At 59.9% G+C, this 20,132-nt stretch carries 19 protein-coding genes; 9 read left to right on the top strand and 10 right to left on the bottom strand.

Annotation, left to right across the window (positions count from 1 at the left end):
• Positions 1-146 precede the first annotated feature (146 nt).
• The 3 genes from dapA (at position 147) to DBR44_RS19525 (ending at position 2,752) form a co-directional block, all read left to right on the top strand.
• Positions 147-1,022 (top strand): 4-hydroxy-tetrahydrodipicolinate synthase, encoded by an 876-nt coding sequence (gene dapA, locus DBR44_RS14460; protein WP_124644726.1) that lies wholly within the window; start codon positions 147-149, stop codon positions 1,020-1,022.
• Positions 1,023-1,046: 24 nt separating this feature from the next.
• The gene (gene bamC, locus DBR44_RS14455) at positions 1,047-2,207 is read left to right on the top strand and encodes an outer membrane protein assembly factor BamC (RefSeq protein ID WP_124644725.1); all 1,161 of its coding nucleotides are present in this window, start codon (positions 1,047-1,049) and stop codon (positions 2,205-2,207) included.
• 83 nt (positions 2,208-2,290) lie between these two features.
• A complete protein-coding gene (locus tag DBR44_RS19525) occupies positions 2,291-2,752 on the top strand; it encodes a hypothetical protein (RefSeq protein WP_158613624.1) in 462 nt (153 codons plus the stop codon).
• A 66-nt stretch (positions 2,753-2,818) separates the two neighbouring features.
• Here DBR44_RS19525 and DBR44_RS14445 read toward each other — a convergent pair whose 3' ends face one another.
• Positions 2,819-3,952 carry a cupin domain-containing protein gene (locus DBR44_RS14445; protein ID WP_124644724.1) on the bottom strand — a complete coding sequence of 378 codons (1,134 nt, stop codon included), beginning with the start codon at positions 3,950-3,952 and terminating at the stop codon, positions 2,819-2,821.
• 140 nt (positions 3,953-4,092) lie between these two features.
• Here DBR44_RS14445 and DBR44_RS14440 point away from each other — a divergent pair, with 140 nt between their 5' ends.
• Positions 4,093-4,572, top strand: a complete 480-nt coding sequence (locus DBR44_RS14440) for a peptidylprolyl isomerase (protein WP_059287093.1) — start codon at positions 4,093-4,095, stop codon at positions 4,570-4,572.
• A 406-nt stretch (positions 4,573-4,978) separates the two neighbouring features.
• Here the strand turns inward: DBR44_RS14440 and prmC are convergent, their stop codons facing one another.
• From prmC to DBR44_RS14415, 5 genes are all read right to left on the bottom strand, one after another.
• Positions 4,979-5,800, bottom strand: coding sequence for a peptide chain release factor N(5)-glutamine methyltransferase (gene prmC, locus DBR44_RS14435; protein ID WP_199731060.1), 822 nt, complete (start codon positions 5,798-5,800; stop codon positions 4,979-4,981).
• Positions 5,801-5,802: 2 nt separating this feature from the next.
• A complete protein-coding gene (gene mgtE, locus DBR44_RS14430; RefSeq protein WP_124644723.1) occupies positions 5,803-7,203 on the bottom strand; it encodes a magnesium transporter in 1,401 nt (466 codons plus the stop codon).
• A 216-nt stretch (positions 7,204-7,419) separates the two neighbouring features.
• Positions 7,420-8,103, bottom strand: coding sequence for a monofunctional biosynthetic peptidoglycan transglycosylase (gene mtgA, locus DBR44_RS14425; RefSeq protein ID WP_124644722.1), 684 nt, complete (start codon positions 8,101-8,103; stop codon positions 7,420-7,422).
• Between the two features lie 4 nt (positions 8,104-8,107).
• On the bottom strand, positions 8,108-8,929 hold the full coding sequence (gene aroE / locus DBR44_RS14420) for a shikimate dehydrogenase (protein WP_124644721.1): 822 nt from the start codon (positions 8,927-8,929) through the stop codon (positions 8,108-8,110).
• Positions 8,930-9,055: 126 nt separating this feature from the next.
• Complete coding sequence (locus DBR44_RS14415; RefSeq protein ID WP_124644720.1) at positions 9,056-9,508, bottom strand: rhodanese-like domain-containing protein; 453 nt, start codon at positions 9,506-9,508, stop codon at positions 9,056-9,058.
• A gap of 266 nt (positions 9,509-9,774) precedes the next feature.
• Here DBR44_RS14415 and glnA point away from each other — a divergent pair, with 266 nt between their 5' ends.
• The 4 genes from glnA (at position 9,775) to ntrC (ending at position 14,585) form a co-directional block, all read left to right on the top strand.
• Complete coding sequence (gene glnA, locus DBR44_RS14410; protein ID WP_124644719.1) at positions 9,775-11,193, top strand: type I glutamate--ammonia ligase; 1,419 nt, start codon at positions 9,775-9,777, stop codon at positions 11,191-11,193.
• 274 nt (positions 11,194-11,467) lie between these two features.
• Positions 11,468-11,953 carry a DUF4124 domain-containing protein gene (locus DBR44_RS14405; protein WP_124644718.1) on the top strand — a complete coding sequence of 162 codons (486 nt, stop codon included), beginning with the start codon at positions 11,468-11,470 and terminating at the stop codon, positions 11,951-11,953.
• 100 nt (positions 11,954-12,053) lie between these two features.
• Positions 12,054-13,109 carry a nitrogen regulation protein NR(II) gene (glnL, locus tag DBR44_RS14400; RefSeq protein ID WP_124644717.1) on the top strand — a complete coding sequence of 352 codons (1,056 nt, stop codon included), beginning with the start codon at positions 12,054-12,056 and terminating at the stop codon, positions 13,107-13,109.
• 27 nt (positions 13,110-13,136) lie between these two features.
• Positions 13,137-14,585 (top strand): nitrogen regulation protein NR(I), encoded by a 1,449-nt coding sequence (gene ntrC, locus DBR44_RS14395; protein WP_124644716.1) that lies wholly within the window; start codon positions 13,137-13,139, stop codon positions 14,583-14,585.
• Between the two features lie 16 nt (positions 14,586-14,601).
• On the opposite strand, the gene DBR44_RS14390 is transcribed toward ntrC, so the two are convergent.
• Positions 14,602-15,519 carry a LysR family transcriptional regulator gene (locus DBR44_RS14390; protein WP_124644715.1) on the bottom strand — a complete coding sequence of 306 codons (918 nt, stop codon included), beginning with the start codon at positions 15,517-15,519 and terminating at the stop codon, positions 14,602-14,604.
• Between the two features lie 115 nt (positions 15,520-15,634).
• On the opposite strand from DBR44_RS14390, the gene metE reads away from it, so the two are divergent.
• Complete coding sequence (metE, locus tag DBR44_RS14385) at positions 15,635-17,920, top strand: 5-methyltetrahydropteroyltriglutamate--homocysteine S-methyltransferase (RefSeq protein ID WP_124644714.1); 2,286 nt, start codon at positions 15,635-15,637, stop codon at positions 17,918-17,920.
• Between the two features lie 419 nt (positions 17,921-18,339).
• On the opposite strand, the gene DBR44_RS14380 is transcribed toward metE, so the two are convergent.
• The 3 genes from DBR44_RS14380 to DBR44_RS14370 all read right to left on the bottom strand — a co-directional run bounded on the left by DBR44_RS14380 (position 18,340) and on the right by DBR44_RS14370 (position 20,088).
• On the bottom strand, positions 18,340-18,798 hold the full coding sequence (locus DBR44_RS14380; protein ID WP_124644713.1) for a histidine phosphatase family protein: 459 nt from the start codon (positions 18,796-18,798) through the stop codon (positions 18,340-18,342).
• 214 nt (positions 18,799-19,012) lie between these two features.
• On the bottom strand, positions 19,013-19,726 hold the full coding sequence (locus DBR44_RS14375; RefSeq protein ID WP_124644712.1) for an LrgB family protein: 714 nt from the start codon (positions 19,724-19,726) through the stop codon (positions 19,013-19,015).
• Positions 19,723-20,088, bottom strand: coding sequence for a CidA/LrgA family protein (locus tag DBR44_RS14370; protein WP_233578581.1), 366 nt, complete (start codon positions 20,086-20,088; stop codon positions 19,723-19,725). The genes DBR44_RS14375 and DBR44_RS14370 overlap by 4 nt, the downstream gene beginning before the upstream one ends.
• Positions 20,089-20,132: the final 44 nt, after the last annotated feature.

Here is a 20,132-nt window from a genome sequence, read left to right as displayed (position 1 = left end):
TAAGTATCGGAAAAACCGTGGATTCTATCACATCAGCTGGACAATCCGGCGCTCGACGCCAAATGCGATGACATGCTTTTGACCCGTAGGGGAATTCCGCTACAATCGAAGACTTTGAATCTTCATCCCTAGATATAGGCAGAACTATGCTTACCGGTAGCTTGGTTGCCCTGGTCACCCCGATGACCACAGATGGTCGGGTCGACTTCGAATCGCTCTCCCGCCTCGTTGATTTCCACATCGATAACGGAACCAGCGGCATTGTCGCTGTCGGCACCACTGGCGAATCCGCCACGCTGGCCGTTGCTGAACACATGCAGGTAGTCGAAGCCGTCATCAAACAAGCCAAGGGACGCGTCAAGGTGATCGCCGGCACCGGGGCGAACTCCACCGCCGAAGCCATCGAACTGGCCGCACATGCCAAACAGGCCGGCGCCGACATGACCCTGTCGGTTGTGCCCTACTACAATAAGCCGACCCAGGAAGGCATGTACCGCCACTTCCGCGCCATTGCAGAAAGTGTCGACATTCCGGTGATCCTGTATAACGTACCGGGACGTACCGTTGCCGACATGAATAACGACACGGTGCTGCGCCTGACCCAGGTGCCCGGCATCATCGGCCTCAAAGACGCGACTGGCGATATCGGCCGCGCTTGCGACCTGATCAGCCGCGTACCAGCCAACTTCGCGCTGTACTCCGGCGATGACGCCACCGGCATGGCTTTCATGCTGTGCGGCGGCAATGGTGTGATTTCGGTTACTTCTAATGTCGCACCGAAACTGATGAGCCAGATGTGTGCTGCCGCCATCGCCGGTAACGCTGCCCTGGCTCGCGAACTGAATGACAAGTTGCAGGGTCTGCACAAGCAGCTGTTTGCTGAACCCAATCCGATTCCGGCCAAATGGGTGCTGCAAGAGCTGGGCCTGATCCCTGACGGCATCCGCCTGCCCCTTCATGTGATGTCGGAAAGCCTGCGTCCGCAGCTGACCGCCGCCATGAAGCAGGCTGAACTCATCTAACCCCCTGACAACAAGGGAGTCCGCATGAAACGAAGCGCGCCCGCCGCGATTCTGCTGGCAACCGGCATCCTCGCCGGTTGCAGCACCTCCAATCCGCTGGAAAAGAAACTGGACTACAAGTCCGCTGAGCCGCCGAAACTGGGCAACTCGCTGGAAGTACCGCCAGACCTGACCGCACCGCAAATCCAGAACAAATACGTGATCCCGGCCACTGGTAGCGCATCGGCGCTGGCCAGTAGCAACAATGCAGCCGCGGCACAGCAAGCAGCCGCACAGCCCGTAACGACTGAAACGGTTGCCATCAAGAGTATCGACAACATCAGCATGGAGCGCGCTGGCACCCAGCGCTGGCTCGCCGTGAAGGGCAAGTCACCTGCGGAACTGTGGCCGGTACTGAAAGCCTTCTGGCAGGAAAACGGTTTTGTCATCAAGACTGAAGAGCCTGACCTCGGCATCATGGAAACCGACTGGGCCGAAAATCGCGCCAAGCTGCCAGCTGACGGCATTCGCAAGCTGATGGAAACCGTTGGACTGGGCGGCGCAATGTCGACTCCGGAACGCGACAAATTCCGCATCCGCCTGGAAAAAACTGCCAACGGTACCGAAATCTACTTCTCGCACCGCGGCATGTACGAAACCTTCATCAATGAAGGCAAATCGGACACCATGTGGCAACCCCGTCCGGTAGACCCGAACCTGGAAGCCGAATTGCTGGGTCGCTTCATGATCCGCATGGGCATTACCGAAGAGAAGGCCAAGGAAGCGCTCAAGCAAACGCAGACAGTCGCAGACAAGCCTAAAGAAACCATTGTGGATGGCAAGCTGAACATCAACGACAGCTTCGACCGCGCCTGGCGTCGCGTAGGCCTGGCTCTGGATCGTATCGGCCTGGTCGTCAACGACCGCGACCGCTCGCAAGGCATTTACTATGTGAAGCCTGCCAAGGGCGAACTGGACAAGAACGACAACACCTCCAGTGGTGGTGGTTTCTGGTCCAGCCTGGCCTTCTGGAAGAGCAAGGATGCCGAAGACAAGACCAGCCCCACCGGGCCGGAATACCGCATCCTGGTCAAGGATGTCGGCAATGGCCTGAGCACCCTTGCGGTACAGGACAAACAAGGCAAGCAGCTGTCCGACAGCTTTGCCAAATCCGTTCTGTCCAAGCTTCAGACCGAACTACAGTAAGGCCAGCACCTTCCTAGGCAAAAAGCCCGCACAAGCGGGCTTTTTTCTTGCCAGCACCGGAACAGATACAAGACTTCCGGAGCATGGACGTAAAAAAACCGGCCGAAGCCGGTTTTTGGTGCTTTCGCGCTGAATTACTGAGCAGCGGAAGCAGCCGGAGCGGAAGCAGCAGCAGCGGAAGCGTCAGCAGCCGGAGCGGAAGCGTCAGCAGCCGGAGCGGAAGCATCAGCAGCCGGAGCGGAAGCTTCAACAGCAGGAGCGGAAGCTTCAGCCGGAGCATCAGCTTTCTTACCGCAAGCGGACAGAGCAACGGCCAGCAGGGCAGCAACGAGGAGCGACTGTTTCATTTTTTCTTGACCTTTAAAGATAAGTTAACAAGACGTCAATTTAATCGCCCAAGCTGTTTTGGATATGACTGGGCGACTGAAAATCTTTCAGTGCGCAAATTGTATCACGAAAAAAATTGCTGTGTAGGGGGGCAAGCCAGCAAAAACGCCACCAACCCTACTGCAACCTCCCGCAATGCAGCATTCCCGGCAAAATAGGCGTTTGAACGCCAATCCATGCAGGGTAGCAGCCTTGCTATGTGTACATTTGAACATCTGATGTGGTTATTTTGCTACAGACTGCGGAAAATGCCAATAACCAGTTAGATATCCTTGGTACAGCTGATCCAATAACGACGGCCTGATGTCCGTAGCCGACAAGCGGCGCTGGTTGGCAAACTGTTGCCACACAGCAACATCATCCGGTTCGATTTCGAGAAGCTCACCATTGCAATAGAACATTTCATTGCGGAACAGGATAAGGCTCTTGCGATCCAGTTCAATGCCAGCCTTGGCCAATTCAGTGGCAAATTCCTCTTCGTCCAGTTCATCGTCAGGCGCATCGTAGAATACATGCGGCTTGGGCTCGGTAAGGTAATGACCGAGAAAGTCGCTGACAATCTGTTTGTCCCAGCTAATCTGGCTCAGCATCTGGCTGACCTTGTCCACCATCTCGTCGCTGATGCGCGCCGGATCCGGTTGGCGTTGCAATTCCGGGTCGGCGTAACGCCCTTCCAGGCAGATGCGATCCTGCATATATACCAGGAACTGGGTGGCCAGTTCCTGTGTCGGCGCTGCACGGAAGCCGATGGAATAAGTCATGCCCGGCTCCAGCGCCACGCCGTAGTGTGCGCACTTGGGCGGCAGATAGAGCATATCGCCATGCTCCAGCACGAACTCCTCTTCCACACGGAAATCCTGCAATACCCTGATGGGCGCATCCGGAATGAAATCATCATCGGCCTGCGAAGAAATCTGCCAGCGCTTGCGCCCTCCCACTTGCAGCAGGAAAACATCGTAGGAGTCGAAATGCGGACCAACCGTGCCACCCGGCGGGGCATAGCTGATCATCAGGTCGTCCAGCCTGGAGAAGGGGATGAAATCGAATTGCCACAGGATGTTGTCGATATGCGGCAAGTGGTGATTGACGTTCTGCACCAGAATGGTCCAGTCAGTTTCACCGAGCTTGCGGAAGCGGGCGGGACGGAAGGGGCCACGCTCCAGATGCCATTTACCGTTACGATTTTCGATCAGGCGGGATTCAACATCCTCCTGCATCGCCAGTTCGGACAGGCATTTGAAATCAACATGCGGCCCCACATCGGTCAGTGCACCGCGAATCAGCAAAGGTTTTTTTTGCCAGTAATCTTGAAGAAACTCTTCAGGGGTGAGTCCACCCAGCAATGTCATCGGTTTCATGGCAGTTTCACGGGCTTGCAGGCCCTTCTATGGTTTACAATACGTTCAAGCGGCTGTTCCGCACCATTCCTTGCAGGAGAATGGAAGACTCGCGCTCCCTGCCCTGTCAAGATTTTTCATTTCATCCCGGACAATTTCTGATGCAAATCGCCAAAGATACCGTCGTTACCCTCCACTACGAGATGTTCGACGCGGAGAATACTCTCCTCGACAAAACCGAAGAACCGATTGCCTACCTGCACGGTGGCTATGATGGCATCTTCCCGCTGGTGGAAGAGGCTCTGCACGGCAAGGCAGTTGGCGACTCCGTGGACGTCAAGCTGACCCCGGACGATGCCTTCGGCGACCCGGAAGAAGAGCTGGTCCGCGTCGAAGATCTGGACGTATTCCCGGCCGACGTTGAAGTTGGCATGATGTTCGAAGCCGACGATCCGGAAACCGGCGACGTGCTGCTGTTCCGTGTCACCGACATCGCTGACGGCAAGGCCATTGTTGATGCCAACCACCCGCTGGCTGGCCAGACCATCCGTTTTGTTGCCAAGGTAACCGAAGTACGCGCAGCCACCGCTGAAGAACTCAGCCACGGCCACGTACACGGTGCCCACGGCCACCACCACTAAGCCGTGACGACCGGCCTATGCCGGTCTGATCTGTGCTCGAAATAGGCGCAGTCTGAGTCCTCTTGCGGGACAAGGGCTACGCCTGTTTTCATTTCAGGCCTACGGCGACCATGGCAGCTTAAGCGGACATGTGTGCCCGGCACACCATCCCCGTCACTACACTCAGTCAAAGACCGCAACACACCCTGCTCTGCCCGCCTCACCATCAGCCTCCGGCATGATCAGCAGGCCAGACAATTCAGCGATCACCATCGGAATAATCCGCCAAGGATACGGCAGGTGCCAGCATGCCGTTGTAATCAAACCATCCCTTTGATGCAAGGCAAGCAAGTGCGATTGATTCGCCAGCGGGCAGCCGATCAGCCGCACGCGAGGGCAATGCAGCCTATAACAAGCAAGCCCCTGCTTATATGCCAGCCATCTGCCCTATGCTTACCCGGTCCAGCCCGGCAAGGTCGGGTAGCGTCGCCACATTCTGCAAGCCGGCAGACTGCAGCAACTGCCGCACGGCGTCTCCCTGATCGAAACCATGCTCCAGCATCAGCCAGCCTCCCGCCTTCAAACGCGCCGGTGCGCCCGCAATAATCTCGCGCAGGCAACTCAAACCGTCATCCTCGTCGGTCAGGGCCATGCGTGGCTCGAAGCGCACATCGCCTTCGGCCAGATGGTGGTCGTGCTGTTCGATATACGGCGGATTGGAAATAATCAGGTCAAAGCCAGCAGACTCGCCCAGCGGCTGATACCAGCTGCCCTGATGAAAACGGATGCTTGCTCCCAGCTGCTGCGCATTGCCCATGGCTACTTGCAAGGCAGCGGCCGACAGATCCACTGCCGACACCTGCCAGTTGGCCGCTTCCAGCGTCAGGGTAATGGCAATGGCACCGCTGCCACAGCCCAGATCAACCACTTGCGCCGGAGCCTGTCCCAGCCTCGCCAATGCAGCTTCGACCAGATGTTCGGTTTCCGGGCGCGGAATCAGCACCGCAGGGCTGACATTGAAATTGCGGCCATAGAATTCGCGCTCGCCCAGCAGATAAGCCATCGGCTCACCCTGTAGCCGGCGCAGGGCCAGTTGCTCGAACTGGCTGGCCTCCACCTCGCTCAGCGGCAGATCGGGATCGGCAATCAGCCGGGCATGGGTCAGGCCGGGACGCACATGCTGCAATAGCATGCGTGCTTCCAGCCGGGGCAAGGGATGACGCCGCAGCGCCTGTTGCAGTGTCAGCATGTCTAGAGCAGGAAAAGAGTGGCCAGGCCGAGAAAGATGAAGAAACCACCGGAGTCGGTACAAGCGGTGATCAGCACGCTGGAGCCCAGCGCCGGGTCGCGCCCCAGCTTTTGCATCAGCGAGGGAATCAGCACGCCCATGGTGGCTGCCAGCATCAGGTTGAGTGTCATGGCGGCCAGCATGACCAGTCCCAGCGATAGCCGTCCGTACAGGGCCCAGGCAACCAGGCCGATGGCACCACCCCATACCAGACCATTGATGATGCTGACCCCCAGCTCTTTGCGCCACAGCCGCCAAGCCTGACCGACCTGCATCTGCCCTATGGCCAGCGCTCGCACAATCATGGTGATGGTCTGATTGCCCGCGTTGCCGCCGATACCCGCCACAATCGGCATAAGCGCAGCCAGTGCCACCAACTGGTTGATGGAATGCTCGAAAGCACCAATCACCCGCGAGGCGACAAAAGCGGTACACAGATTGATGGCCAGCCATGCCCAGCGGTTCTTTACCGAATCAACCACCGGAGCGAACAGGTCTTCTTCTTCTTTCAAACCTGCCAGATTCAGCACTTCGCTGTCCGACTCCTCACGCATGACGTCGACCATCTCATCCACGGTGAGCCGGCCAATTAGCGCACCACGCTCGTCGACCACCGGTGCCGATACCAGATCGTAGCGCTCGAAAGCCAGCGCGGCATCGCGTGCCTCGTCTTCCGGCCGGAAGGACACGACCTCGGTCGCCATCACCTCGGACACCATTTGCTCCGGGTCCGCCACCAGCAGGCTACGCAAGGGCAGTACACCACACAGCACTTCTTCGGCATCCAATACGAAAATCTTGTCGGTCTGGTGTGGCAGCTCATCGAAGCGCCGCAAGTAGCGCAATACCACTTCGCAGCTGACATCGGCACGGATTTTCACCAGTTCGAAGTCCATCAGCGCACCGATAGAGCCTTCCGGGTAGGACAGCGCAGATTGCAATTGCTCGCGTTCGGCTTCGTCCAGTTCGCCCATCACTTCGTAGACAACCTGCCGTGGCAAGTCGCCAGCCAGTTCGGCCAGCTCGTCGGTATCCAATTGGCGCACAGCGGCAACCAGCTCGTCCGGCTCCATGGATTCGATCAGCGTTTCGCGCACCGCATCGGAAACTTCCAGCAGGATGTCGCCATCCTGCTGAGACTTGACGCGCTCCCACACCAGCAAGCGCTCGTCCAGCGGCAAAGCCTCCAGGATGTAGGCAATGTCCGCCGGGTGCAGGCTTTGCAGTCTTTGCTCCAGCTCTTGCAGGACATGGGGGGCCGGCAGGCGCTCATCGCGCTCGTGATGCAGCTCAATCAGCCTTTGCACCTCGGCAAGGCTTTCACTCAATCGTTCAGCAGTTTGTTTTTTTTCGACAACCGTCAAGCACAACTCCTTCCGCCGGGGCGACAGAAGCTGGACAGCACAGTCGGAACGGCGGGAATCAACTACGGGAAAGGGGGTAGCCAGCGGCTATGGGGTAACTGGGTAAGTCCATGTGCAATACCGCGCTTTACAGCGCGGCAGAACGGATAAACAAGGCGGGAATTGTAACACGAGCACTCCCCGGCCTTCCAGCCGGGGGATGTACGGTGCAATGGCTTAAGGCAGGTCGGCGTACTGCATGCGCCGCTGGATGATGCGGGTCTTGCGTGCCAGGCCGGGCGCACCACGATGCTCGTCGTAGTAGCGCGGATTAGGGACCATGGCCGCCAGCTTTGCGGCCTGGCCGGCAGACAGGCGCGCGGCACTGGTGTGGAAGTAATAACGGGCCGCTGCTTCGGCACCGAATACACCATTACCCCACTCGATCACATTCAGATAGATCTCGAAGATGCGCCGCTTGTCGAGCACGTTCTCCAGCATCACGGTGATCACGGCCTCTTCCAGCTTGCGCCACGGGGTTTTCTTGCTGGACAGGAACAGGTTCTTCGCCAATTGCTGGCTGATGGTGGAACCGCCCGCCACGATATGGCCCTGCTTCAGGTTTTTCTCGAAAGCCGCCTCGATGCCATCCCAGTCGAACCCTTCGTGATCGGCAAACTTGGCGTCCTCGGCAGCAATCAGCGCCCGTTTGAGATTGGCAGAAATCTGGCTGTAGGGCACCCACTTCTGCCGCAACTCGGCATTGGGGTCGTCTTCCTGCAGCTTGGCCAGTTGCTCGTTCATGAAGGCACTGGCTGCGGGATTATGGTTTCGCCAGTACACCACGTGCGCCAGAATCCACAGGTTGTACAACACAATGGCGGCCACCAGGACCGCCATGATTTTCAGAAAGAGACGCATCGGATCAGGCCAGCACTTCCCTCAGCATATTGGTGACCTTGCGGGTGTCCGGCTGCACACCGCGCCAGATATGGAAGGACTCGGCAGCCTGCTCTACCAGCATGCCCAGGCCATCGGCCAGCATGCCGGCGTTTTCGCTCTGGGCACGCTTGAGGAAGGGGGTCAGACCCTTGCTGTACACCATGTCGTATGCCAGGGTGCGGGCGGTAAAAATATTGGCCGGCAAGGGCGGAATCTCATTGTGCAGGCTGGTCGAGGTGCCATTGATGATGATGTCGAAGGTTTTGCCTTCCAGCGCCTCGTAGCCACTGGCCACCACCTCGCCCCAAGGGGAGAAATGATGGGCAATGGATTCGGCCTTGATCAGGGTACGATTGGCGATGGTCACCTTGGCCGGCTTCTGCTCCAGAATCGGTTCCAGCACACCGCGCACGGCACCGCCGGCACCCAGGATCAGGATGCTCTTGCCCGCCATGGGGAAATCCAGATTGTCCACGATGTCGCGCACCAGTCCAACGCCATCGGTATTGTCGCCAAACACCTTGCCATCACGGAAAGTCAGGGTATTCACCGCTTCGGCAGCGCGGGCGCGCTCGGTGACCTCCTGGGCAAAGCGGAAGGCATCCCCCTTGAACGGCAGGGTGACATTCAGCCCCAGGCCGCCGGCCCGGACAAATTCACTGACTACTTCGTTGAACTTGCCCAGCTCGGCAAACAGCTTTTCGTACTGGATGGACTCACCGGTGGCACTGGCGAATTCATTGTGGATAAACGGCGACTGGCTATGGGAAACGGGGTTACCGATGACGGCGTAACGGTTGATCATGATCAGCTTTCTTGGATTCCTGTGGTGCTTCCGCGTCGTGCGGTTCATCTGCTGAGGTAGCACTTTGCCGTGTAACGTCATAAACATCAACCGGTCAATACCCCTGTCCCAACAATAAGGTCGTGCTCAGCCCTGCACCCAGGGCAGGCCATGCGCCTTCCAGCCTGTCAGCAGGCCACGATGCTCATGCTCGTCCTTGTCACCCTCGAAACCCTCCAGCACGTTGTAAACCCGGGTATAACCAGCTGCACGGGCTTGCGTGGCGGCCTCGTGTGAGCGCACGCCGCTGCGGCACATCAGCAACAGCACAGCCTGCTTGTCGACTGCACCTTGCAGCTGCTCGACAAACTGCACATTGACTTGCATGCCGGGGAAGCTGCGCAGCTCGATACGCAAGGCACCGGGCACCACGCCGACAAACTGCCATTCGGCCGCACTGCGCACATCCACCAGTACCGCGCCGGGCAGATGCTGAGCCAGATAATGCGCTTCGGGTGGAGTGAGCGCGCCCTGATAGGGCAGTTGCTGGGCAGCTGCACGCTCGGCAGCCGTTTGCAGGATCAAATCGGTCTGGTCCATTGCTTTCCTCTCTTTGTAATAGGGGCATGCCACGATGCCGTCAGGGCATCTACCATCACCCGCCGGCGTTATGCACAGATATAGTGCACTCGCACCACGGAATGCATTATTTTGGTGCATTCATAAGCGCTAGCCGTGTACCAAGCCCTGTGACACAATGATTACATTAGTGTTCGTACCCTGGCACGCTTCATGCTTCCAGTGAGGCGTACCATCTTTATCAAGCAATATTGCTTTCGATGCACGTTGCCTTTAGGAGAACATTCATGGCGGTTGCAGACGTAGTCAAGCTGATTCAAGAAAACGACGTCAAGTTCGTAGACCTGCGCTTTACTGATACCCGTGGTAAAGAACAACACGTTACCATCCCGGCACACGTTCTGCTGGAAGATGCTGATGAATGGTTCGAGCACGGCCACGCCTTCGACGGCTCCTCCATCGCAGGCTGGAAAGGCATTCAGGCCTCCGACATGCTGCTGATGGCTGACCCGGCTACCGCCAAGATTGACCCCTTCTTCGACGAAGCGACCGTATTCATGTCGTGTGACGTGATCGACCCGGCCGACGGCAAGGGTTACGACCGCGATCCGCGCTCCATCGCCAAGCGCGCCGAAGCCTACCTGAAGGCATCCGGCATGGGCGACACCGCCTACTTTGGCCCGGAACCGGAATTCTTCGTCTTCGACAGCATCACCTGGGGCACCGACATGTCCGGCTGCTTCGTGAAGATCAAGTCCGAAGAAGCTGCCTGGGCCTCCGCTGAAGAATTCGAAGGTGGCAACACCGGTCACCGTCCGGGTGTCAAGGGTGGTTACTTCCCGGTTCCGCCGGTTGACTCCGCGCAAGACCTGCGTTCCGCCATGGTTCTGCTGCTGGAAGAACTGGGTGTGCCGGTTGAAGTGCATCACCACGAAGTGGCCACCGCCGGCCAGATGGAAATCGGTACCAAGTTCAGCACCCTGACCCAGCGTGCCGACTGGACCCAGATCCTGAAATACGTGGTACAGAACGTGGCACACAGCTACGGCAAGACCGCTACCTTCATGCCCAAGCCCATCGTTGGCGACAACGGTTCCGGCATGCACGTACACCAGTCCATCTGGAAAGACGGCAAGAACCTGTTTGCCGGTGACGGCTACGCTGGCCTGTCCGAAACCGCCCTGTACTATATCGGCGGTATCATCAAGCACGCCAAGGCACTGAACGCCATCACCAACCCGGGCACCAACTCCTACAAGCGTCTGGTACCGCATTACGAAGCCCCGGTAAAACTGGCTTACTCCGCCAAGAACCGTTCCGCTTCCATCCGTATCCCGCACGTAGCCAATCCGAAGGGCCGTCGTATCGAAGCCCGCTTCCCGGATCCGCTGGCTAACCCGTACCTGTGCTTCTCCGCTCTGCTGATGGCCGGTCTGGATGGTATCCAGAACAAGATCCACCCGGGCGATGCTGCTGACAAGAACCTGTACGACCTGCCGCCGGAAGAAGACAAGCTGATCCCGACCGTATGCGCCAGCCTGGACGAAGCCCTGGCCGCGCTGGACGCAGACCGCGACTTCCTGACCCGTGGCGGTGTGTTCTCCAACGAGTGGATCGACGCCTACATCGAACTGAAGATGCAGGAAGTGAACCTGACTCGCATGACGACCCACCCGGTCGAATTCGCGATGTACTACTCGCTGTAATGGCAAGCCGCCGCCGGAGCATTCCGGCGGCTATGGCAAAACCCGCATGGCTCATGGCCATGCGGGTTTTTTCATGTCATCCGGCCAAGCACAAGCCGAGCGAGGCCGACCGGCAGCCTTTCCTGATCATGTAGCACCAGACGGCAGAACAAGAAGGCAGGGGACCAACGCACCCTTGCCCCCAGCCAAACGACAGGCCGATGTGACGCGGGCCGGGCTTTTGCTTATCATATCGCCACTACCATCCTGTATTTCCTTGCTGATGCGGACTCCCATGAAAACGCTTGCCTTTTGTCTGCTGCTCAGTTGCAGCCTCGCCCAGGCCGAGGTGTACAAATACATAGACGCCAACGGCAATGTCACCTTCACCAATGTGCCGATCAAGGGTGCCAAGCCCATGCATCTGGCACCACTGTCCACCTATGGCAACAGCAGCAAGAGCAAGCCGGCGGCTAATGCAGGCAGCAAATCGGCCTCCACCCCGGATGGCTACCCCAATGTCGACAATGGCACCCAGAACAAGCGCGACCAAGGCCGACGCAAGATTCTGGAAAACGAGCTGGCCAATGAGCAGAAAGCGCTGGCTGACGCCCAGAAGGCTTACACCGACGGTGCCGCCACCCGTAATGGCGATGAAACCCGCAACTACCAGAAATACCTCGACCGGGTGCAGAAGCTGAAAGACGCGGTGACCGAGCGGCAGAAGAATGTTGATGCACTGCGCCGCGAATTGGGGCAGGCCACATCCTCTGCACAATAATGGTGCATAATTAACTCCGTAATCGTGCATTCGCTGTGCTCTGGCTTGGCGTGCTTATTGCTAACAGCACCAGGCACAGCCCTCTTCGATCCGGAGCACCATGAACTCTCCCAGCTTTGCCGGCCTGGAATTACTCGACACCCCGGTTCTGATCACCAGAGCCGACGGCGTACTGGAATTCGCCAATCCCGCGTGTGAAAACCTGTTGGCCATCGGCCGGCGCGAGCTGTTGCGCCACACCCTGTTCGAGCTGTTTCAGGACAGCCCGGCCCTGCGCCAGGCACTGAGCACCGCCCTGCAGCACAACGCTGGCTACATCGAGCACGATCTGGAGCTGCGCACCCCGCATGGCGAGCAGCCGCTGCATATCGCCCTGTCGGTGACGCCGGTGGATGCCGAAAGCCGGCTGGCGCTGGTGGAATTGCGGCCACTCGACCAGCAGCTGAAAATCGCCAACGAAGAGCGCCTGTTGCTGCAACAGCAGGCCAATCGCGAGCTAATCCGCAATCTGGCCCATGAAATCAAGAATCCGCTGGGCGGTATTCGCGGTGCGGCACAGCTGCTGGAACACGAGCTGTCCGACCGGCCGGAGCTGAAGGAATACACCGAAGTCATCCAGGAAGAAGCGCTGCGCCTGCAGTCGCTGGTTGACCGCCTGCTGGCCCCGCATCGCCGCCATGTCCGCAGCGAAATCAATATCCACGAAGTGCTGGAACGGGTGCGCAGCATTGCCCTGGCCGAGTATCCACAAGGCCTGTCCATCCGTCGCGACTACGACACCAGCCTGCCGCACATGGTGGCGGACAAGGAGCAGCTGATCCAGGTGGTGTTGAATATCGTCAAGAACGCCATCCAGGCCATGAAGGCCAGCGGCGAGGTGATTTTGCGCACCCGCGTGGCCCGTCAGGTGACGCTGGCGCGCAAGCGTCACGGGCTGGCATTAAAATTGCAGATTGTCGACAACGGCCCCGGCATTCCGGAGGAAATCAGGGATCACATTTTCTATCCGCTGGTGACCGGACGCGCCGAAGGCACCGGTCTGGGGCTGACACTGGCCCAGGCCTATGTGCACCAGCATGGCGGCAGCATCGAATTCGAATCCCGCCCCGGCCAGACCTGCTTTACCGTAATGCTGCCTTTCAGCAATACGGATTGAACCCAAATAACAGAAACGAGGGCTGCTATGAATAACCCGGTGTGGATCATCGATGACGACAAGGCCATCCGCTGGGTACTGGAAAAGGCACTCGGCCGCAGCGGCATCGGCTTTGACAGCTTTTCCAGTGCAGACGACGCACTCAATGCCCTGTATGACAACACCCCGCGCGTCATCATTTCCGATATCCGCATGCCCGGCACGGATGGTCTGAAGTTCCTGTCGCGGGTCAAGGCCGACCACCCGCAGCTGCCGGTCATCATCATGACCGCGCACTCCGACCTGGATTCGGCCGTGGCCGCCTTTCAGGGCGGGGCCTTCGAATACCTGCCCAAGCCCTTTGATGTCGACCAGGCAGTACAGCTGATCGAACGCGCGCTGGCTGAGAGCAATAGCCAGATCGAAGCCAGCGGCGGCGTGGAAGCCATGCCGGTGCTGCTAGGCCAGGCCCCGGCCATGCAAGACGTATTCCGCGCCATCGGCCGGCTGTCGCAATCACATGTCACCGTGCTGATTACCGGTGAATCCGGTACCGGCAAGGAAAGAGTGGCCGAGGCGCTGCACCGTCACTCGGTACGGGCGAGCAAGCCCTTCATCGCCCTGAACACCGCCGCCATCCCGAAAGACCTGCTGGAATCGGAGCTGTTCGGCCATGAGAAAGGCGCGTTTACCGGCGCACTGGCCACCCGTCGTGGCCGCTTCGAAGAAGCCGAAGGCGGCACACTGTTTCTGGATGAAATCGGCGACATGCCCACCGAGCTGCAAACCCGCCTGCTGCGCGTGCTGTCCGATGGTCATTTCTACCGCGTGGGCGGCCATGTGCCGATCAAGGCCAATGTGCGGGTGATTGCCGCCACCCATCAGCATCTGGAAGACCGGGTCAAGCGCGGCCTGTTTCGCGAAGACCTGTTCCACCGCCTGAACGTGATCCGTCTGCGTCTGCCACCGCTGCGCGAACGCCGCGAAGACATTCCGCTACTGACCCGCCATTTCCTGGCCAAGAGTGCCAGCAGCCTGGGCGTGGAGCCGAAACGGCTGACCGATGCCGCGATGGAGGTGATCAAGTTCCACAGTTTCACCGGCAATGTGCGCGAGCTGGAAAACCTGTGCCAATGGATCACTGTGATGGCACCGGGCCAGCAAGTAGAGGTGGGCGACCTGCCGGCTGAACTGCGCGAACCGGAAGCCGCCAGCCCGGTAACGGACGGCGAAGGCAGCCCGGTGGCCAGCAGCAGCGTGCATGTGGTCGACTGGACGCTGGGCCTGGCCGAAGAAGTGGCACGCCGCCTGCGTGCCGGCGAGGTGGGCATCATCGACGACCTGTGCCGGCGCTTTGAGGAAAGCTGCATCCGCACCGGCCTGGCCCACACTGGCGGACGCAAGGTGGAAGCCGCGCATCTGCTGGGCTGGGGCCGCAACACCCTCACCCGCAAGATTCAGGAACTGGGCATGGAAGCCCATGACGAGCAGGCCTGAAGCCCACAATCGTGCGTCAGCCCTCCAGCACGGTCAGCCCGGGGAGCGTGGCAAAGCTGCGCTCCCGCACCGTGCTGAGAAAATCCTGCATATAGGCTAGCCCGGCATCCTCGCTGCGTAAGGCAGCGTACAGCTCGCTGCTCAGCCCCTGCTCGCCAATCCGCCGCGCCACCACATAGCCGCGCTCCAGATAGGGCTTGACCGCCCAGAACGGCAGCGCCGCCACGCCGCGCCGGCTGGCCACCAGCTGGATAATGGCCACCGTCAGCTCGCTGGTACGGCGCAATGGGCTGACCCCGGCGGGCAGCAGCACCTTGCGCCATAAATCCAGCATCTCGTCCGGTACCGGATAGTGGATCAGCGTTTCATTGGCAAAGTCCTGCGCCTGCCACACCTTCTTTTCCGCCAGCGGATGATCACGCGCCACAATCCCCACCATCTCATAGGCAAACAAGGGCTGGTGGACGATGCCGGCCTGCGGCTCGGCTTCCGACACGATGGCCAAATCGGCGCGCCGAGTCAGCAACAGCCCCACCGGATCGGCATGAAAACCGGAAACAATGTCCAGCTCCACCGCCGGCCAGTGCTGGCGAAAGCTGTCCATCGCCGGCATCAGCCAGTCGAAACAGGTGTGGCACTCCACCGCCACCCGTAGCTCCCCCGCCTCGCCCTGGCGGATGCGCGCCACCTCACGCTCGGCAGATGCCACCTTGTCCAGTACCTCACGTGCCAGCGCCAGCAGGCGCTCGCCCGCCAGGGTAAAGCGCAGCGGCTGGCTTTTACGCTCGAACAGCGGCTGCTGGTAATAAGCCTCCAGCTGCTTGAGCTGATGCGACAGGGCCGACTGGGTGAGAAACACCCGCTCAGCCGCCAGCGACACACTGCCGGTTTCCTGCAGGGCAATCAGCGTGCGCAGATGACGTAGTTCCAGCATGGCATGGGCTTTCCGATAATCATGAATTAAATTAATTCAAAACAACAAAAAAATGAGTTTGAATCATACAGCAGATTCACCGATGCTGGGGACACTGACAGACAAGGACCCCACCATGACCACACTGCACCTGGCCGGCTTTCCCCGCATCGGCGCCAAACGCGAACTCAAACTCCTGCTGGAAAACTTCTGGCAAGGCCAGATTGACGAACAAGCCCTGCGCCAGGGCGCACGCTCACTGCGCCAGCGCCATTGGCTGCTACAAAAGGGCGCGGGCATCCAGCTGTCGCCCGTGGGCGATTTCTCACTGTACGACCACGTGCTGGACGCACAGATTCTGGTTGGCGCCATTCCGACCCGCTTCGGCTTTGACCCGGCCCGGCTGGACAGCGCGCAATACTTCCAGCTGGCACGCGGCAATAGCCGCCAGCCGGCACTGGAAATGACCAAATGGTTCGATACCAACTACCACTATCTGGTGCCGGAATGGCAGGCCGATACCAGCTTCAGCGCCAACCCGGCACCGCTGCTGGCCCAACTGGCCGAAGCACGCGCGCTGGGCATCCAGGCCAAACCGGTGCTGATCGGCCCCCTCACCCTGCTGTGGCTGGGCAAATGCAAGGGCGGCGAGTTTGACCGTCTGCAATTGCTGCCAGCCTTGCTGAACTGCTACCAGAGCCTGCTGCAGGCGCTACAACAGCAGGGCGTGTCCTGGGTACAGCTGGATGAACCCATTCTGGCGCTGGACCTGCCCGCCGACTGGCTGGCCGCCTTCGCCCCGGCCTATCAGCAACTGGCGGCCAGCAGCCCGCTCAAGCTATTGCTGGCCACTTACTTTGGTAGCGTTGCCCAGCATGCCCCGCTATTGCACAGCCTGCCGCTAGCCGGCCTGCATCTGGACCTGGTCCGCGCACCGGAACAGCTGGCCAGCTTCCTGCAGCACTGGCCGGATGACAGGGTGCTGTCTGCCGGGGTGGTGGATGGGCGCAATGTCTGGCGCAGCGATCTGAGCACCGTGCTGGCACAACTGGAGCCGGTGGCGGCACAACTGGGCGAGCGGCTGTGGCTGGCACCCAGCTGCTCGCTGCTGCACAGCCCCTTCGATGTGGCCGCCGAAACCGAAATGGACGCCGATATCCGCAGCTGGCTGGCCTTTGCCGTGCAAAGACTGAACGAACTGAAGCTGCTGCAGCGCGGGCTGGAGCAGGGCCGTGCCAGCATCAGCAACGAACTGCAGTCCAGCGACCATGTGCAGGCGCAGCGCCGCAGCAGCCCGCTGATTCACCGGCCTGCCGTGCAGCAGCGTCTGGCGGCACTGCCAGCAGGTGCCGATCAGCGCCCCCTACCCTTTGCCCAGCGCATTGCCCGGCAACAGGCCTGGCTCAAGCTGCCCCTGCTACCCACCACCACCATCGGCTCTTTCCCGCAAACCGCCAGCATCCGCAGCGCACGGGCAGCCTTCAAGCGCGGCGAACTGGATGCGGCCAGTTACGAGCAGGCCATGCAGGAAGAAATCGCGCTGGCCATACGCCGTCAGGAAGAACTGGGGCTGGATGTACTGGTACACGGCGAAGCCGAACGCAACGACATGGTGGAATACTTCGGCGAACAGCTGGATGGCTTTGCGTTTACCCGGCTGGGCTGGGTGCAGAGCTATGGCAGCCGCTGCGTCAAGCCGCCCATCATCGTCGGCGACGTGGCCCGGCCGCAGCCGATGACCGTGCGCTGGGCTGTCTATGCGCAAAGCCTGAGCAGCAAACCGGTGAAAGGCATGCTCACCGGCCCGGTCACCATGCTGCAGTGGAGCTTTGTCCGCAACGATCTGCCGCGCAGCACGGTCTGCCGGCAGATTGCCTTGGCACTGAACGAAGAAGTGCTGGATCTGGAAAACGCCGGCATCCGCATCATCCAGATCGACGAACCGGCCATCCGCGAAGGCCTGCCCCTGCAGCAGGCACAGCAACAGACTTACCTGCAGTGGGCCGGCGAGGCCTTCCGCCTGTGCAACTGGCGCATTGATGACAGCACCCAGATTCACACCCATATGTGCTATTCGGAATTTGGCGACATCCTGCCGCAGATCGCCGCGCTGGACGCCGATGTGATCACCATCGAAACCTCGCGCTCCGACATGGCCCTGCTGCAAGACTTTGCCCAGTTCCGCTACCCCAATGACATCGGCCCCGGCGTCTATGACATCCACAGCCCGCGCGTCCCCGCCGCCAGCGAGATGGCAGCCTTGCTGGACAAGGCCTTGCAGGTGATTCCGGCCGAGCGCTTGTGGGTCAACCCCGATTGCGGACTGAAAACCCGTAGCTGGCCGGAGGTAGAAGCCGCGCTGGGCAATATGGTGAGTGTGGCGAAAAGGCTGCGCCAGCAGCTGACGGCACGGCTTAGCTAACCGTCATTCATTGCATTTATTGAAAAGTATTTTTAATATTTATTTACCAAGACTCTCTCTCAGGGCCTTCGCGGCCCGCTTGGTACCCGCTGATCAAGGGCTCCTTCGGGAGCCCTCTTTTTTTGTCCTGGCAAGCACCTGCCGGCACTCGCCCGACAATCGGCAACAGCGAACGGCTACCGTCGAAACAGGCCAAAGCCTGCAGTAAACCACGCTGCAGAATACACACTGGCGGCGCTGTCGCGGGCATTCAAGGCACAGTGCGGGCTAAGCCCCCGAGAGTGGCGGCAGCTGCGCGAGCAGGATTCAGCCCGCTAAAGCCACCACGCCGGCCGGGCGGTGAGGCAGCACTGGCCATGCGATCAGACAGCAAAAAGCCCCTCGCAAGGGGCTAGCACTGACAGACACATCCCTGACACTCAAGGCTTGAGCATGCTGGGGGTCATCATCACTTTCAGGCGCACCTGTTCCAGATCGTGACGCACCCGGTGATTCAGCCACCACACCGAGCCTTTTTTCACGCTCCACAGCAGCGGCTGCTCGCCCAGCAACAGGGCCGACAGGCGGCCGATATACGGCTGATGGCCTACCAGCACGATGGTCTTGCCCGCTTCCGGCCAGTTGACTGCTTTCAATACCTGCTCGATGGATGCATCCGGATTCAGCTCCGGCAACACGGTAAAACGCTTGCTCAGCAGCGCAGCCGTCTGCTGCGAACGTTTGGCTTCCGATGCCAGCAGGAGAAAATCCTCCGGCAGGCGGTCGCGCAGCCACTGGGCCATCTGGCTGGCTTGTTGCTGGCCATTGCGGGTCAGCGCCCGCGCCAGATCATCAGAACCGTCTTCTGCTTCGGCATGACGCCACAGGATCAGATCCATTTTTCACCTCCGTTATTGTTGTTGGCGCTTGTTCGCGCAGCGGCGAGCGACAGGGTCACAAGCCATGGCGCGATCAAACGCAGTGTACTGCGCCTGCCGCCGCGTGCGGCACGCTTTTCGTGCGACACCCACCTGCGGCAAGACTAAGCGCGCAGCCTACACCAGGCTTGTGTCAGCCACATGTCGGACAAACACTTATACCGCCACCTTGGCGCTAATGCAGCAGCGGTGCCAGCAAGGGCACCAGAATGGCGGTGACCACGCCATTCAGCCCCATTGCCAGTCCGGCGAAAGCACCGGCAGTCTCGGACAACTGAAAGACCCGTGCTGTTCCGATACCGTGCGCCGAAATACCGGTGGCCGTGCCCAGCACCATGTCGTCGCCCATGCCCAGCAAGGAAAACAGCGGCTTGACGATGACCGCGCCGAAAATACCAGACAGGATGACGAACATGGCCGACAGCTCGGGAATACCACCCACGCCCTGCGATACGCTCATGGCAATGGGCGTGGTCACCGCGCGCGTGGTCAGCGACAGCAATACCTGCTGCGGCAATTGCAGCAGCCAGCCTATGCCCACCGCACTGATAATACCAAGCAGACCGCCAAATACGATGGTGATGGCCAAGGGGCCGGCCGCACGCTTCAGCCGCGACAGATTGCCGTACAGCGGCACCGCCAGCGCCACGGTAGCCGGGCCCAGCAGCATCTGCACCATCACCCCGCCCTTCATGTAATCACGGTAGCTGGTGCCGGTGGCCAGCAGCCAGCCCAGCAACAGCAACACGCCGATCAGCACCGGGTTGGACAGCGGATGTCCCTTGCAACGGCGGTTGAACAATACGGCCAGCTTGTAGGCCAGCAAGGTGACAAATACGCCGCTCAAGGGCGAAGTACGCATGACCTCCACGGCCGCCATGAGATTCATGCCTCCTCCTTGTGCCGGTGGCGCGCCAGCAGCAACTTCAGCAACAGGCCGGGCAGCAACAGCGTCAAGGTCGTGGAAGCAGCCAGCACCACCAGCAATTGCCAGCCGAAACCAGCCAGCAAATCACGATAGGCCAGCACGGCAGCACCGGCAGGAATGAACAGCAGCGACAGATGGGACAGAAAGCGCGGCACATTCAGCTTCATGCTGTCCGGCACCGATTTGCGCGCCGCCAGCGTGCAAAACAGCAGCAGCATGCCCAGCACCGGGCCGGGCAAGGGCAGGGAAAAGCTGCGGCTGATCAGCTCGCCAGCCAGCTGGTAACCCACCAGCCACAACAGGGTTTCTATCATGATCATCATTCCGCCTGTGGCAGCACGCCGCCACAAGCCAGGCCATCGGCCAA

This window comes from Aquitalea sp. FJL05, assembly GCF_003852595.1.
GTDB classification, from domain to species: Bacteria; Pseudomonadota; Gammaproteobacteria; order Burkholderiales; family Chromobacteriaceae; genus Aquitalea; species Aquitalea aquatilis.
This window is presented reverse-complemented; position numbering and strand designations above follow the sequence as displayed.